This window comes from Streptomyces lydicus (assembly GCF_000717345.1).
Classification (GTDB): domain Bacteria; phylum Actinomycetota; class Actinomycetes; order Streptomycetales; family Streptomycetaceae; genus Streptomyces; species Streptomyces lydicus.
Window position 1 is genome coordinate 15,556 of the sequence record NZ_JNZA01000017.1, and the last position, 12,645, is coordinate 28,200.

General features: G+C 71.9%; 12 protein-coding genes and 2 pseudogenes. 7 read left to right on the forward strand and 7 right to left on the reverse strand.

Features of this window, described 5'->3' with window-relative positions:
- The first annotated feature begins 91 nt into the window (after positions 1–91).
- Entirely contained in the window at positions 92–1,645 is a 1,554-nt protein-coding gene (locus tag OO62_RS18155) for a glutamate-cysteine ligase family protein (protein ID WP_033268507.1), read from the forward strand.
- Positions 1,646–1,738: 93 nt separating this feature from the next.
- Here OO62_RS18155 and OO62_RS18160 read toward each other — a convergent pair whose 3' ends face one another.
- Positions 1,739–2,911, reverse strand: a complete 1,173-nt coding sequence (locus OO62_RS18160; protein ID WP_078617232.1) for a substrate-binding domain-containing protein — start codon at positions 2,909–2,911, stop codon at positions 1,739–1,741.
- A 190-nt stretch (positions 2,912–3,101) separates the two neighbouring features.
- On the opposite strand from OO62_RS18160, the gene OO62_RS18165 reads away from it, so the two are divergent.
- A complete protein-coding gene (locus OO62_RS18165; RefSeq protein WP_051733387.1) occupies positions 3,102–3,917 on the forward strand; it encodes a CPBP family intramembrane glutamic endopeptidase in 816 nt (271 codons plus the stop codon).
- Positions 3,918–4,037: 120 nt separating this feature from the next.
- On the opposite strand, the gene OO62_RS18170 is transcribed toward OO62_RS18165, so the two are convergent.
- Together OO62_RS18170 and OO62_RS18175 are read right to left on the reverse strand one after the other, a co-directional pair.
- A complete protein-coding gene (locus OO62_RS18170) occupies positions 4,038–4,859 on the reverse strand; it encodes a PhzF family phenazine biosynthesis protein (protein ID WP_033268508.1) in 822 nt (273 codons plus the stop codon).
- 86 nt (positions 4,860–4,945) lie between these two features.
- Positions 4,946–5,821, reverse strand: coding sequence for an SDR family oxidoreductase (locus OO62_RS18175; protein WP_033268509.1), 876 nt, complete (start codon positions 5,819–5,821; stop codon positions 4,946–4,948).
- 168 nt (positions 5,822–5,989) lie between these two features.
- Here OO62_RS18175 and OO62_RS18180 point away from each other — a divergent pair, with 168 nt between their 5' ends.
- Complete coding sequence (locus OO62_RS18180) at positions 5,990–6,967, forward strand: Lrp/AsnC family transcriptional regulator (protein WP_033268510.1); 978 nt, start codon at positions 5,990–5,992, stop codon at positions 6,965–6,967.
- 36 nt (positions 6,968–7,003) lie between these two features.
- Here the strand turns inward: OO62_RS18180 and OO62_RS18185 are convergent, their stop codons facing one another.
- Complete coding sequence (locus OO62_RS18185; RefSeq protein ID WP_033268511.1) at positions 7,004–7,399, reverse strand: hypothetical protein; 396 nt, start codon at positions 7,397–7,399, stop codon at positions 7,004–7,006.
- 457 nt (positions 7,400–7,856) lie between these two features.
- Here OO62_RS18185 and OO62_RS18190 point away from each other — a divergent pair, with 457 nt between their 5' ends.
- Complete coding sequence (locus OO62_RS18190) at positions 7,857–8,234, forward strand: hypothetical protein (RefSeq protein WP_033268512.1); 378 nt, start codon at positions 7,857–7,859, stop codon at positions 8,232–8,234.
- Between the two features lie 71 nt (positions 8,235–8,305).
- Here OO62_RS18190 and OO62_RS40685 read toward each other — a convergent pair.
- Together OO62_RS40685 and OO62_RS40690 are read right to left on the reverse strand one after the other, a co-directional pair.
- A pseudogene (locus OO62_RS40685) lies at positions 8,306–8,650 on the reverse strand (IS630 family transposase); the annotation flags it as partial.
- Between the two features lie 48 nt (positions 8,651–8,698).
- Positions 8,699–9,379: pseudogene (locus OO62_RS40690) on the reverse strand (TnsA-like heteromeric transposase endonuclease subunit); the annotation flags it as partial.
- A gap of 37 nt (positions 9,380–9,416) precedes the next feature.
- On the opposite strand from OO62_RS40690, the gene OO62_RS18200 reads away from it, so the two are divergent.
- Positions 9,417–10,043, forward strand: a complete 627-nt coding sequence (locus OO62_RS18200; protein ID WP_063739028.1) for a PadR family transcriptional regulator — start codon at positions 9,417–9,419, stop codon at positions 10,041–10,043.
- 44 nt (positions 10,044–10,087) lie between these two features.
- On the opposite strand, the gene OO62_RS18205 is transcribed toward OO62_RS18200, so the two are convergent.
- Positions 10,088–10,516, reverse strand: coding sequence for a type II toxin-antitoxin system Rv0910 family toxin (locus tag OO62_RS18205; protein WP_033268514.1), 429 nt, complete (start codon positions 10,514–10,516; stop codon positions 10,088–10,090).
- A gap of 286 nt (positions 10,517–10,802) precedes the next feature.
- On the opposite strand from OO62_RS18205, the gene OO62_RS18210 reads away from it, so the two are divergent.
- Both OO62_RS18210 and OO62_RS18215 read left to right on the forward strand, forming a co-directional pair.
- Positions 10,803–11,333, forward strand: a complete 531-nt coding sequence (locus OO62_RS18210) for a Clp protease N-terminal domain-containing protein (protein WP_033268515.1) — start codon at positions 10,803–10,805, stop codon at positions 11,331–11,333.
- 49 nt (positions 11,334–11,382) lie between these two features.
- Positions 11,383–12,543: an EamA family transporter gene (locus OO62_RS18215; RefSeq protein ID WP_078617234.1), complete on the forward strand. Its 1,161-nt coding sequence runs from the start codon at positions 11,383–11,385 to the stop codon at positions 12,541–12,543.
- Positions 12,544–12,645 lie beyond the last annotated feature (102 nt).

The following is a 12,645-nucleotide window of genomic DNA, read 5'->3' on the forward strand; positions in this document are numbered from 1 at the left end:
CATCATCGACCGTAGCGCGAGCCCCGGCGTGCCGGGGACGGCCCCAAGCTGCCCGTGGTCGCGGGCCGTTCACTCGAGGAGGGACCCTTCGATGGGGGAGAAGGTCGCCGCGTACGGGATCGACCTGGCGGACCGGGAGCGTTATCGAAGAAAGCTTCACGAGTGCCTTGAGGGGCTGGGCAGGCTCCTGTCGGAGAAGCGGTTCGACCGGCCCAGGAATCTCATGGGCCTGGAGATCGAGCTCAATCTGGCGGGCGCCGACGGGCTGCCCCGGATGATGAACTCGCAGGTTCTCGAACGCATCGCCAGTCACGATTTCCAGACCGAACTCGCACAGTGCAACCTGGAAGTCAACATTCTGCCGCACCGGCTGTCCGGCCGCGTCCTCGACCAGCTCGCCGAGGAACTCCGTACCGGACTCGGCTACGCCGAAAGGAAAGCCCGCGAGGTCGCCGCCAGGATCGTGATGATCGGCATCCTGCCGACGCTGCACGCCGACGACCTCACCGCCGCCAGCCTCTCCGAGAACGACCGCTACGTGCTGCTCAACGACCAGATGAGGGCGGCGCGCGGCGAGGACTTCACACTCGACATCCAGGGCGTCGAGCACCTCGTCTCGCACTCGCCCTCGATCGCGCCGGAGGCCGCCTGTACCTCCGTCCAGCTGCACCTCCAGGTGACGCCCGGCCGCTTCGCCGCCGTCTGGAACGCGGCCCAGGCCATCGCCGCCGTACAGGTGGCCGTCGGCGCCAACTCCCCGTTCCTCTTCGGCCGTGAGCTGTGGCGCGAGTCGCGGCCGCCGGTCTTCCAGCAGGCCACCGACACCCGGCCACCCGAACTCCAGGCCCAGGGGGTACGCCCGCGCACCTGGTTCGGCGAACGCTGGATCGACTCCGCGTACGACCTCTTCGAGGAGAACCTGCGCTACTTCCCGCCCCTGCTGCCGCTGTGCGACCCGCAGGAGCCGCTCCGGGTACTGGACGAGGGCGGCGTGCCCGACCTCGCCGAGCTGGTGCTGCACAACGGCACGATCTACCGGTGGAACCGCCCCGTCTACGCGGTCACCGACGGCGTCCCCCACCTCAGGGTCGAGAACCGGGTGCTGCCCGCCGGCCCCACCGTCGCCGACGTCATCGCCAATACGGCCTTCTACTACGGCCTGGTGCGCGCGCTGGCCGAGGAGCCGCGCCCGGTGTGGACCCGGCTCCCGTTCGCCGCGGCGGCAAGCAACTTCGACACCGCCTGCCGGTACGGCATCGACGCGACCCTGCAGTGGCCGCGCGCCGGACGGGCCGGCGGGCTCACCGAGCTCCCCGCCGTACGCCTCGTCCGCACCGAACTGCTGCCGCTGGCGGCCCGTGGACTGGACGCCTGGGGCGTGGAGCCCGCCGACCGCGACTACTACCTGGGCGTCATCGAGGAGCGCTGCCGCCGCCGCGCGAACGGCGCCTCCTGGCAGGCCGCGGCCTTCCACCACGCCCGGCGGCAGGGGCTGGACCGGCACGCGGCGCTCGCCGCGATGACCCGGCGCTACAGCGAGCTGATGCACACCGGGCAGCCGGTGCACACCTGGCCGGTCGCCTGGCCGGTCGGCGACCGGGCGGCGGTGACGGTGCCGCGGCAGGCGACGACGGGTGGGGGGTAGGGCCGGGGCGAGCGGGGTGGTGCGGCGCTCGGCAGGCGCGTAGGGCGGCGGTCGGAGCGGGCGTGCGAGGGGGCGTCGGGCGGGTGGAGTCGCTCAGCGCGGGCTCGGGCCGGACTGCACGGCGACCGTCCACATCCCCAGCAGTGCCTGCAGCTGCTTGACCGACGGCGGATCGGCGGGGGCGGCGGAGGACGGCTGGGGAGCGCGGCCGCCGGCTGCTTCCACCACTTTCGGGGCGGCCGCGCCGTTGCCGGCCCGGAAGCCGTGTGCGCGCAGCGTGTGCTGGCCCTCGGACTCGACCAGCAGCGTCATGAAGCGGCTGGCGGCGCGGGTCTGTTCGGGAGTCAGCTCCTCGGCGTCGACCAGCGTGTACGGATAGTCGAGCTGGGCGGCCCCGTCCGACGGGTAGAACAGATCGAGGTCGGCGCCGCCGTCCGCGCTGGTGTTGTGGGTGTAGGCGGCCTGCTCGGACAGCAGCAGCGCCTGGTTGCGGCGCGGATTGCCCTGCTCCGCACCGGAGCCGTCGCGCGGCAACGTGGCCACGGCCTGGTCGTCGCCGTCCGCGACCCGCTGGTGGAGCAGCTTCGCCGTCGCGGAGGTGCGGGTGCCGGCCTCGTCGCCGCTCTTGGTGTCCTGGGTGCCGGCGGCGGCCATACGGGAGAGGGCGAGCAGCCCGGTGGCGCTGCGGGCCGGATCGGCCACCCCCAGGCGTATCCCGTCGTCGGACGTCGCGGCCTGCGTCAGCCCGGTCCAGTCGTAGGTCTTCCCGGGCCAGCCCAGCGCCCGGGCGGCCCGGGGGACGGCGGCGAGCGTGACCGGGGAGGAGGCGATGGTGGCGGCCGCGGTCAGTGGCGTGCCGTTCTCCGCCGCGACCCGGTCCACCCACAGGCGCGAGTCCGGTATCCAGACCTGGAATTCAGGGTCGGCGGGCCGCTGGCCGAAGGAGTCGGCGATCTCGTGGGAGGCGCGCGGGGTGACCGTGACGTCCAGGCATCTGCCGTCGGTGCGGGTCGCGTCCTCGCGGGCTCTCCTGGCCACCGCCTGGAGGGCCGGGGCGATGTCGGGGGCGGCGGCCACGCCCAGCCGTACCGACGGGCCGTCGCAGGGCTTGCCGAAGGGGAGCAGGTCCCCGCGCAGTGCCACCACCGAGCCGCCGGCCACGGCGAGGAGCAGACCGGACGCGAGGAGGATGGTGCGGCGACGAGCGCCGGGGCGGGCCCCCGTGCTGCGCTGTGCTGGGTCGTCGGGCAAGCTGTGTCGTCCCATTGCGGTAGCGCCTCTCCCTCGCGGAGCTCGATCGGATTCGATGCGGAGAGGCAGGGCGCGCCACGTGGATGGCGCCCCCCGGCCTGTCGCGCGCGATCTTCGTACCTGCTGCCGAGACCCTAGCGGGGCGGTGGTCGCGAAGAGGCGGTAATGCGGAAGTGGAGGAAGTGTGCAGTCGGATACAAGTCCCGTGGCCGGTGCGGGCGTTCCGGGGCAGGGGCCCGGGCGAGGGGCGGGGGCGGCCGAGGAGCCGTCCCGCAAGGTCCTGCGCAGCGAGACGCTCATCGTGCTGGGCCTGTCGCTGGGCGCCAGCGCGCTGTCGGCGCTGATCAGCTTCATCGGGTCGGTGACCAAACCGGGCGGCCTCAAGCACCAGGCGGCGACGCTCAACGCCTCCCATGCGCCGGGCCGGCCGTGGCTGGATCTTGCCTGGCAGCTGTTCGGGATCGCGACCGCGCTGGTGCCCGTGGCGCTGGTGGCGCACCTGTTGATGCGTGAACGGGCCGGCGGGCTGCGGGCGATCGGCTTCGACCGGCGGCGGCCGGGCTTCGACCTGAGCCGTGGCGCCGGGCTCGCGGCGGTCATCGGAGGCAGCGGTCTGCTGCTCTATCTGGGCGCGCGGGCGGCCGGATTCAACCTGACGGTGGTCCCCGAGGCGCTGCCCGACGTGTGGTGGAAGATCCCGGTACTGGTCGCGTCCGCGGTGCAGAACGCCGTCCTGGAGGAAGTGATCGTCGTCGGGTATCTGCTGCGCAGACTCGACCAGTTGGGCTGGTCCTCGATGGCGGCGCTCGCGGCCAGTGCGGTGCTGCGCGGCTCGTACCACCTCTACCAGGGCATCGGCGGATTCTTCGGCAACATGGTGATGGGCGTGATCTTCGTCCTGCTCTACCGGAGGTGGGGCCGGGTCGGACCGCTGGTCGCCGCCCACGCCCTGATCGACACCGTGGCATTTCTCGGATACGCGCTGCTCGCGGGGCGGGTGGGGTGGCTGCCTACGGGGTGAGGGGGCTGGGCGCGGCACCTCCGGAGCCGTGACACGGCGCGCCGCCGGCCGGTGGCCGGCAGCGCGCCGTCGGTCGAGGGGCCGCAGGGGCGGCGGCAGTTGACGACCGGCACCCCTACGTCATCCGGAGGTCAGCAGCTCGCCGTCGATGACCGTGACGGCCGAGCCGGTCAGCAGCGTGCGGTCGCCGCGCAGTTCGGTCCGTACGGTGCCGGTGCGGGCCGCACCCTGGTGGCCGACCAGGGTGTCCCGGCCCAGCCGCGCCGACCAGAACGGAGCGAGCGCGGTGTGCGCGCTGCCCGTTACCGGGTCCTCGTCGATCCCCACCGCCGGGAAGAAGCAGCGCGAGACGAAGTCGTAGCCGCCGTCCGGGGATTCTGCGCGCGCGGTCGCGATCACGCCCCGGCCGCCGTGCCCCGCAAGGGCCTTGAGGTCGGGGGCGAGCGCCCGTACGGACTTCTCGTCGGCGAGCTCGACCAGCAGATCGCCGACGTCGGGGCCGGTGTCGTAGGCCGAGAGGATCTCGGTGCTCAGCGCGTCCGCGACGACCGGCGGGACCTCGACGGGCGTCAGTGGGGCGGTCGGGAAGTCCATGGTGATCTCCCCGTCTTCGCCGGCCGTCGTGATCAGCACCCCGCTGCGGGTGCGGAAGCGGACCGTGCCGGTGGCCGTCCCGGTGGTGTGCAGCACGTGCGCGGTGGCCAAAGTGGCATGCCCGCACATGTTCACCTCGGCTGCGGGGGTGAGCCAGCGCAGCGCCCAGTCGGCGTCGCCGCCCGCGGGCAGCGGATGCGCGAAGGCCGTCTCGGAGAGGTTGACCTCGGTGGCGACCTGCTGGAGCCACGCTGTATCGGGGAACGCGTCGGAGTCGAGGAGCACCACTCCCGCGGGGTTGCCGTTGAACGGACGCGCACTGAAGGCGTCGACGATACGAATCCTCATGGCCGCGAGCGTAGAGGGGCCACCGTGCCACCGGCCAAGGCCAATTGCGGGAAATTGGCCCCGGATGGTGGCGCGGTGGCCGGCCGTCAGCTGAAGTCGGCGCGGTGATCTCGGACCCAGGCACGGAAGGCGCGGGCGGGAGCGCCGGTGACCTTCTCGACCGTGTCGGTGAGGGCGGGGCGCGGGGCGTCGAGCAGCTCGGCGTAGCCGTCCAGCAGCGGGTCCACGAAAGCGTCCGGGAAACCGTCGTCGGCCAGGAGGCGGGCGCGCGCCGCTGCGTGGGACAGCTCCTGCCAGCGGAGGGGCCGGCCCAGCACGTCCCCTATGGCCCGCACCTGTTCCGCCTGGGTGAGGACTTCGGGGCCCGTCAGGGTGTGCGTGGCGCGGTCGTGGCCGTCCTCGGTGAGGGCCCGTACGGCCACCGTGGCGATGTCGGCCTCGTGGAGGAGGGCCATGGGTGCCGCCCCGTAGGCGCCCCGAACGATGTCGCCGCCCCGGATCTGATCGGCCCACCACAGGGTGTTCGCGGCGAACGTGCTGGGGCGGAGCCGGGTCCAGGACAGCCCGGACCGTTCGACGAGCTGCTCGACGGCCGCGTGGGACCGGCCCACCGGGTGCGGCTGTCGCTCGGGGGCGAGCCCGTCGCGGACGGCGCCGGACGACAGGAGGACGACCCTGCGCGCATGGCGCGCGACGGCTTCCACGACCGCGCCGGCCGGCTCGGCGCCGTGGAACGGCCACATCAGGAACACGGCGTCCACGCCCTCCAACGCCGACTCCAGCGCCGCACGGTCGGCCAGATCGCCCTGGCGCACGTCGACACCGCCGGGCAGTCCTGCACCGACCGCACGACGGGTGAGCGCCCGCACCGACATCGCGCCGGCGGCCAGGAGCCGGGACACCACCTGCCGGCCCACATTTCCGGTCGCCCCGGTGACGAGGATCCTGTTCCTGCTGGTCATCGCGCTCTCCTTCGCGCTCTGTGCACGTGCCACCGGTACGCCCGGGTCTTCCGCAGGCGGGTGGTCTCCGTACGCGTTGCCGTGCGGCCCACGATCACCGGGTGCGGGGGAGCGGCTCCAGCCACCGATGCACCGACGCAGGAATCCGTCATCTCCTACCGTTGAAGAATGGAAACCGTCACGCTGGATGCCGTTGATCGTGGTCTGGTGCATGCCCTGCAGATCGACGGGCGGGCGTCGTTCCGCACCGTCGCCGAGGTCCTCGGCGTCTCCGAGAACACCGTCGCCCGCCGCTATCGCCGGCTGCGGTCGGCCGGGGTGCTGCGCGTCGTCGGAGTGGTCAACGGTGTGGCGCTCGGCCACTCCTCCTGGGCGCTGCGGCTGCAGTGCACCCCGGACGCGGCCGGCGCCGTTGCCGCCGCGCTCGCGGCCCGGCCCGACACCTCCTACGTGCACCTGCTCTCCGGCGGGACGGAGATCTCCTGCAACGTCCAGTCGCCTTCCGCCGCCGAACGGGACGCCCTGCTGCTGCACAAGCTCCCCCGGACCAGCCGGGTCACCGCGGTTTCCGCGCATCTGCTGCTGCGTGCCACGGCGCTGCCCGCTGCGTGGCCCGGGGCCGCGTGGCTCTCCGAGGAGCAGGCCGGGCGGCTGCGTCCCGCCCCGGTCGCCGCGGTCGCTGAGCCGGTCGCCCTCGACGGTCAGGACCGGGTCGTACTGGAACTGCTGGCCCGGGACGGACGGGCTGGCTACCGCGAACTCGCCGCCGCCGCGGGCAGCGCGGACTCCACCGTCAAACGCCGGCTGGACGCACTGCGGCGCTCCGGGGTGCTCGGCTACGCCCTCGATCTCAGCCCGGCGGCGCTCGGCTTCCCGACCGAGGCGCGCCTGTGGATGTCCGTACGGCCCTCCGGGCTTCTCCAGGTGGCGCAGGCGATGGCCGAGCATCCGGAGGTGTGCTTCGCCGCGCTGTGCACCGGCCCCAGCAACCTCGTCGCCGCGGTCAACTGCCGTGACGCCGAGGACCTGTGTCGTTACCTCACCGAGCGGGTGGCGACGCTCGACGCCGTGCGCTCCGTCGAGACCGCGCCCGTCATCCGCACGCTCAAGCGCACCGGGACGGCAGGCATCCCCGCCTCGCGCTGACCGAGGGCGGCGACGAGACCGCGGCGGCCGGGCGGGTCAGGCGCCGGACTTCCTGCCGATCACCCAGACGACACCGATCACGACCAGCATGATCGTCAAGGATGTGACGAGCCAGGCCATCGCCGCCTTGCTGGTCCTCGTCGTCGGATCCTCGACCCACCGGTAGTGGTCCCGGGTGATCCGGCCGCGCACCGGGGCGAGCAGGAGAGGGAACATGACCATGGTCGCCGCGTAGAGGTAGAGCGTGTCCGCCCACGCGTGGGACTCGGCGACGCCGCGCGCACCGACACAGACGGCGCCGATGACCGGCAGCCAGAACTGCTTCTTGCGGTACTTCGGTATCTGGATGATCCACTGCATGGCAGCCAGGTTGAACACGGTGGCACCTGCGGCTATCAGCATCCAGGCGCTGGTGGACAGCGACAAGAACATGCAACTCCCCCTCCGGGCCGGAACCACATGTCCCCTTCCGGGCCGCGATGTTCTTGGCCCCGCATCGGGCGTGACCGGCAGGTCCACAAGCTGATCCGGGGGTCAGCGTAAGGGGCCTTGATCACTTGCGCCCGAACATCGGCGGAACCGGTCCTCCGCAGCCGTCGGCGGTCGGGAAGCGTGCCGCGAGCCGACATCTCTGACCACCGGTACTCCGCGTCGATCGCACTGCCGGGCACGGAGCGGCCTTCGGCGACACGGGAGGCGAGGGTGACCTGTCGCAAATGCTCTGGTCTCGGGTCAGTGCTGTGACCTGCGCCGACCAGATCTGTTGAGACGTGGGGAAGTCGAAAATCTCAGCTGATGTGGTTCCTAGTGCTGTGACCGGGAAGGTTCACCGTGATCGGAAGGCGGCTCGTTGGACGAGCGCACGCGAAACGGCTGGTATTACTGGGGCATGCTGGAAGAGACCGCACGCTCCGCGATCGACACGTTCATCTCCGCGTTCAACGCCTCGGACGACAGCTATGTGACTGCCCTGCTCTCCCAGGCCCTGACCTCAGACGTGGTCTTCTGGGGGCCGTTGGGTCGCAGCGAAGGAATCGGGGCGGTCGAGCGGTTCGTGCTGGACATCCGACGCCACCCGGCGGGGACCGGCACGATGGTGCGCTGCTCAGCGGTGGACATGCCTGACGAATGGGCCCGGTACCAGTGGGTCTTCACCACGCCTGATGGAGGCCCCCGCCTGGCGGGAACGGATGTCGTCCATCTGCGACGGAGCCTCATCGACCAGGTCATCGTCTTCGCGGGGGAGATCGAGCCGTTCGCCTCCTGAGTCATCCTTCTGTCGCTGTCCTTCTCCTGAACTTGCCCCGTCGGCGTTCGGGGGCTGCTGTTCGCGGTTGGTCAGGCCGCGGTGTTGAGGGGGCGTCCGCCCCAGCGAATGCCCTTTTCGCTGCGGGTGCGGGCGCGTTCCTTGCGTTGGGCGGCGAGTACGTCGGGGTGGCGGGCCTTGGTGGCCGCAGCGGGCCGAAGTGGGCCTCGATCGAGTTGGCCCAGGAAGCGTAGGTCGGGGTGAAGCACAGCTCGACCTTGTTCTTCTTCGCCCAGCAGGAGCCTGCGGTGGGCCGGATCCCTAGGGGCCCGAACTCGTCGAAGGCGAAGACCCGGTCCGGGAAGCGTTCCAGCACCTGCCCGGAGCAGGCACCGTAAGGCTTCACGGCCGATGCGGATGACACGTCCGTGCACTTTCAGCTGAGGTTCGGCGAACACCTCCCGCAAGGCAACCGCCACCGAGGCCCGGTGGCATCGCAGGTGGCGATACCGCGCCAGCCAACGCAAGTTCGTCCGGAACGTCTGGTCCAAATCTCCGACCAGCCGAAACTGCCACCCCACCGTCGCGCAGACCTCCGCGGTGAACGCGAAGACCTCGGCGGCCTCCTCGTCGACGAGACACTCCGGCCGGACATCGACCACCACGCCGGTGCCATCGGCCAGCCGCGCGAAGTAGTCCGGAGTGTGCTGGCGATCCCGATCGCCATCCCACCAGGACAGGCAGAACGGCTGCGAGGCCAAGGCCACCACCGAAGGGTCGAAGTCCAGGGCCATTGCGGCATCCCGCTCGACCCACGACTCGTAACCCACCAGGTCACGCGAGGACGCCGCCCAGTACTCACCCGTGAAGTTCTTCTGCCTCTCGAACGCGATGAACTTCCGGACCGGGGTAGCACGTTCGAAGGGCTCGTCCCAGCAGCGGGCCAGTGATCCCAGCCGCCCGACCCCGTCGACGCCGACGAAACCCACCTGTACGTCCGACGAGTACTCCCATGCGGACCCCGACCTCACCGGCTCGCTCACGGCCACCTCCCCCGACGCCCTCGTTGTCAGCGTCGACCACCGGATACGAGGCCGTGCCCCGGAGTCACAAGGCGTCGTCGGGGTCTTGCGTCGGCGAACAGTCCCGATATATCGTTGAAGCATCGCAATAGATCAACGATAGAGAAAGGGAGACGTCATCATGCGTTCCCAGGGAAACGAACACGGACATGAGCGTCGGCATGAGCACTGCGGTCCCGGTAGCCATGGCGGCCGCGGCGACTTCGCGGGCGGCTGGGAGCGGCGGCGCTCCGCATTCGGGCCGTTCGGTCCGCCTTTCGGGGGCCCGCCCTTCGGTGGCGGCCGAGGTCGGGGCGGACCGCGTGGCCGGGCGCGCCGCGGCGATGTGCGGGCCTCGATACTGGCCCTGCTCAAGGACCGTCCGATGCACGGCTACGAGATGATCCAGGAGATCGCCGAGCGCAGCGGCGGCGCGTGGAAGCCGAGCCCCGGCTCGGTCTATCCGACGCTGCAACTGCTGGAGGACGAGGGGCTGATCGCCAGCGCCAGTGAGGGCGGCAAGAAGCTGTTCTCGCTGACCGAGGCCGGACGCGCCGAGGCCGACAGTGGCTCGGACGCCCCCTGGGAGGACGCCGGTCGCGGCGTCGACTGGGAGGCGATGAACGAGATCCGCAAGGCGGGCGGCGGCCTGGTCGAGGCGTTCCGTCAGGTGTGGGCCACCGGTAGTCCCGAGCAGCGGGAGAAGGCCATGGCGGTGGTCAACAAGGCCCGCAAGGAGCTGTACCTGATCCTGGCCGAGGAGGACTGAGCCGACGGGGGGCTTGCGGGCCGGTACGGGGGAGTCGCGGGGGTTCAGGTGGCCAGGCCCGCGAGCTTGCGCAGCGATTCGTTCAGGGCGGCGTTCGCCGAGTCCTTGAGCTTGCCGGCCATCAGGGACACCGCGGCGCCGGTGAACGTCCCGTCGATCCGCAGCGCCGTCGCCTCGCCGTCCGGGGTGAGCGCATAGCGCATCCCCAGGCTGACGCCCATCGGGCCCTTGCCCGCGAGGTCCAGCAGCCGGCCGGGCTCCAGTTCCCGGACGGTCCAGGTGACCTCCGCGGGGAAGCCCATCAGCTTCATGTTCTCCTCGTACGTCGCGCCGACCTCCAGCGGGGTCGGGCCGCCGTGGGGGAAGGCGGTGTGGGTGGCGTTCCACTCCCCGTACGACGTGAAGTCGGTGAGCCGGTCCCAGACCTTCTCGGTCGGCGCCTCGATGCGAGCCCGGGCGGTGACTTCGGCCATGCGATCACCCCTTCGGTGACGGTGCTGGCTGGTGCGCGGAACCTAGCCGTGCGGGGGTGAAGGTTCAATACCGAAGGCGCCGTATTCTGATGGGGTGTCAGATCGTCGCGGTGTCTCGTCGGAACCGCGCCCGGAATGTCCGGCCTTCACGGTTCCCCCCTATCTTCTGCGTGGGATCTCCTCCGTAAGGATGAGATCCCATGCGGTCGTCCCCAACCAGCGTCGGATGCGCAAATGCTTCCCGGCGGGGATGCCCGGACGCCCAGGGACTGGTGGGGTGGAGGCTGTGCAAAACCGTACTGCGTACAGTGGCGGCGACGGACCCGCCCAGGAGGACCTCGACACCCAGCTCACCGTGGAGCTCGCATCGGTGGTCTCCGCCGCCCGCAGGCGGGCCACCCGGGACGGCGACCGCCAGGTCGACACCGCGCACCTGCTGCACGGCCTCCTGGAATCGGACCCCGCCGTACGCGCCGCCTTCGACGGCGGACCGCAGGTCGCGCGGCTGCTCGGCTACCTCGTCCAGCGCAGCATCGGCTACGGACTCCAGTGGCACGGCACGGTGGAGGACTCCGGGGCGGTCCCCGCGGTCACCGAGGGCGGGGTCCCCGGCTGGTCACCGGCCGCGGCCGCGGCCATGGACGGCGCACTCGACCGCGCGCACGCCCGCTACGCCACCCGGGCCGGCTGCCTCGATCTCCTCGCCGCGCTGGTGGACGACCCCGAATCCCGGGCCGTGGAAGTGCTGCGCCGGGCCTGTGTCGACACCGCCCGGCTAGCCGCCCGACTGGACGGGGAGAGCCCCGGCCAGGACTGACAGGGGTCTCGGGGGTGGCACTGCTGACGGCGGCTGTCATGATGACCCGATGCACGCGTCTTCCGGAGGCCCGGCAGGTCCCTCGACCGGCCCGGGCCAGGCAACCCCAGGGTCCTGGGCGGAGCGCCGGCCGTCGTCCGCCCCCACGCCGGGCCGCACCGGCGCGCGGCGGGGACGCGGTGCCGGCCTGGCGATCGCCCTGCTGTCCGCGGTGGCCTTCGGCGGCTCCGGCGTGGCCGCCAAGCCACTGATAGCCGCCGGTCTCGAACCGCTCCACGTCACCTGGCTACGGGTCGTCGGCGCCGCGCTGGTGATGCTGCCCCTGGCCTGGCGGCACCGCGCGCTGCCGCGCCGCCGGCCCGGTCTGCTCGCCGGCTTCGGGCTGCTCGCCGTCGCCGGCGTACAGGCGTGTTACTTCGCGGCGCTCTCCCGCATCCCGGTCGGCGTCGCGCTGCTCATCGAATACCTGGCCCCCGCCCTCGTCCTGGGCTGGGTCCGCTTCGTGCAGAAACGGCCGGTCAGCCGCGCCGCCGCGGTCGGCGTCGTGCTGGCCGTCGGTGGCCTCGCGTGCGTCGTCGAGGTCTGGTCCGGGCTGAGCTTCGACACCGTCGGCCTGGCGCTGGCGCTCGGCGCGGCCTGCTGCCAGGTGGGCTACTTCGTGCTCTCCGACCACGGCACCGACGACGAGGACGCCGCGGACCCGCTCGGCGTGATCGCCTACGGCCTGCTCATCGGCGCCGTCGTCCTCACCGTGATCGCCCGCCCGTGGGAGATGAACTGGTCGGTGCTCGACGGCGGTGCGGACATGAACGGCACCCAAGTGCCCGCCGTCGCACTGCTCGTCTGGATCGTGCTGGTCTCCACGGTGGCCGCCTACCTCACCGGGGTGGTCTCGATCCGCCGGCTCTCTCCCCAGGTGGCCGGAGTGGTGGCCTGTCTGGAGGCGGTCATCGCGACCGTGCTGGCCTGGGTGCTCCTCGGTGAGCACCTCTCCGCGCCGCAGATCGTGGGCGGCGCGGTGGTGCTGGTCGGCGCCTTCATCGCCCAGTCCGCCAAGCCGGCGGCGACGGAGACGGTGGTGGTCGCGGGGGCCGGGGCGGTCACCGGCGAGGCCGCGGCCCCCGGCCTGTCGGGTGGCGCCGCCGATGCTGACGCTCCCGACGGCGCCGCGCCCCCGGTGCCCGACAGGACCACCGGCCACCTGCGGTAATGCCTTGTGGCCGGTGAGGCCGGGCCGTAGGGTGGCGATCATGCATTCGACCGTGCTGCCCCCTCCCGCCGCGTAGGGCGGGCGGCGGCCTCCGAGGACATC